The following is a 1,968-nucleotide window of genomic DNA, read 5'->3' as shown; positions in this document are numbered from 1 at the left end:
CCCCACCTCCCGCCGGCGCAGGCACGACCTGCCGGGGCACGACCTGCCCGTCGGTCAGCACCGTCGGGTCCGAGGCCACGGCGGGCCGGTCGGCGAGGTAGGGCGGCAGGCCGGTCGGCGGCTGGGTGTAGAGCCCCGGCGGCGGGACGGGAGTGCTCACCCCGAGCACGCTAACCACCCGAGCGGGCCCTCTGGGGCCGAACGCCGCAACTCACCGGAGCAGGCCCGAGATGTCCCCGGCGGCCAGCATCATCGTGAGCACCGGGACCACGCCCGTCGTCGGGATCCGGAACGTCCTGGCGTCCTGCTCGACGACGCGCGCGGACGTCAGCGCCCGCAGGTGGTGGTAGACCTGCCCGGTCGAGGAGAGTTCCGCGGCGTCCTGCAGGTCGGCCCCGGTCGCCGGGCCCGCGAGCAGCCGCCGCACCAGCGCGAGGCGGACCGGGTGCCCCAGCGCGGCGAGGACCTCCGCGGTCGGCGTGGTGGGCAAGTCGAGCACCCCGGACGGCGAGTAGCGGATCGTCCAGGACACCTGGCCGTGCAACCGGACGTCACCCTCGTATCCGACGGCGCCGGAGACGTCGACCTCGTCGGGCCGGCCCCGGACGTCGAACCCTCCAGAGCCGCGACCCGCGCCTCGAGCGCGGCCAGGCGCTCGTCGTCCGTCACCGGGACATCGTCTCAATCACGGCGTCAGGCGACGCAGAGCGGGCGGTCGAACCCCGCGGGCGAGCGGAGCGCGTCGAGGGCCATCCCCTGCTGGCCGCGGGCCTGCGTCGTCGTGAGGGGCAGGACAGGGAGGTCCCGGCCGAGCACCACGGCGTAGCCCAGCGACCCGTCGTCGCGGCGCAGGAAGGACCCAAAGGTCAGGACGTTCAGGAAGCTCCCGCTCTTGAACCCGACCGTGCCCAGCCGCGGGATCGGGCCCTGGTGGGTGAGCTGTCGCTGGGCGACGTCGGCACCGGGCACGCCCCCGGTCGCGATGGCGCGGTACAGGCCGGCGACCTGGACCGGCGTGGCGGCGGCGGTCGTGCCCGTCCACCGCTGCTGATCGGCGACGAACCGCTCCGGGTCGCGGGCGGCCGAGTCCGCGTACCGCCGCTGGACGTCAGCGCGGAACGCCGGGTCGTCGGCGACCTGACGGCCGAGCACCGCGTCGACGCTCGAGAGCTCCGCCCGGCTCGCTCCTGGCGGTGCCCGATCGGGCAGGACGAAGCGCGCGGCCGCTCCGGCGTACGACGGCAGGTCGACGTCCTCCCATCCCCCGGACGCCGCCGCCTCCCGGAGGGCCTCGTCGCCCAGCCGCGCCCGCAGCCAGCCGGCCGCCGCGTTGTCGCTCTCGCAGACCATCGCCGAGACCACCTGGTCGGCCGTGGCCTCGGGACCGCCCCCGAGCCGGGCCAGCGCCTCGGGGTGCGCGCCGCCGTCGGTGCCGGGCACGTACCAGCGCTCCCAGTCCGCACCGGAACCCGCTCGTCAGGCCGGATCCGGCCGTCCGCGACCGCCCGGGCGTACGCCACCAGGTGCACCACCTTGGCCGCCGAGGCCAGCGGGAACGGCGTCGTCGCCTCGGGGGAGACCACACGGCCCCGGCTGTCGTCCACGACGAGGCCCACAGCCCGGGGAGCGGTCGCGACGCGGTTCAGCCAGCCGGGGGCGGTCGTCAGGTCGGCGGACGTCGGTCAGCCGGCGCGCAGCGCGGTCACCATCGCCTCGACGGCGATCTGCGGCTTGACGTTGGTCTCGAGCGCCTCCCGGCACGCGAGGACCGCTTCCAGGCGGCGCAGCGCGGACTCACGGGACTCGTCCCGGGCCGTGGCCTCGACCTCTCGGGCGCGGTCCGGGTGGGTGGCGGTGACCTGCGCCCCGAACCCGCGCACGAGCACGTCGCGGTAGTAGCCGGCCAGGTCGACGAGGGCGCGGTCCAGCGCGTCGCGCCGGGTGCGGGTGGCGCGGAGCCGCTGCTGC

Annotated in this window: 3 protein-coding genes and 1 pseudogene; all 4 read right to left on the bottom strand. The window is 76.4% G+C overall.

Features of this window, described 5'->3' with window-relative positions; genetic code table 11:
* Nucleotides 1–211: 211 nt before the first annotated feature.
* On the bottom strand, nucleotides 212–544 hold the full coding sequence (locus tag VGH76_RS26920) for an ArsR/SmtB family transcription factor (protein ID WP_331559844.1): 333 nt from the start codon (nucleotides 542–544) through the stop codon (nucleotides 212–214).
* Nucleotides 545–693: 149 nt separating this feature from the next.
* Complete coding sequence (locus tag VGH76_RS26915) at nucleotides 694–1,440, bottom strand: serine hydrolase (protein WP_331559843.1); 747 nt, start codon at nucleotides 1,438–1,440, stop codon at nucleotides 694–696.
* Between the two features lie 23 nt (nucleotides 1,441–1,463).
* Nucleotides 1,464–1,604: pseudogene (locus VGH76_RS28110) on the bottom strand (serine hydrolase); the annotation flags it as partial.
* Between the two features lie 78 nt (nucleotides 1,605–1,682).
* Nucleotides 1,683–1,968, bottom strand: a 286-nt coding sequence (locus tag VGH76_RS26910; protein WP_414637827.1) for a DNA polymerase III subunit delta' C-terminal domain-containing protein, incomplete at its 5' end; no start/stop codon positions are given.

The sequence above is a fragment of the Actinomycetospora sp. genome, assembly GCF_036497585.1.
In the GTDB taxonomy this organism is placed as follows: Bacteria; Actinomycetota; Actinomycetes; order Mycobacteriales; family Pseudonocardiaceae; genus Actinomycetospora.
The sequence above is the reverse complement of the archived record's forward strand: the minus strand, read 5'-3'. Positions and strand labels throughout refer to the sequence as shown.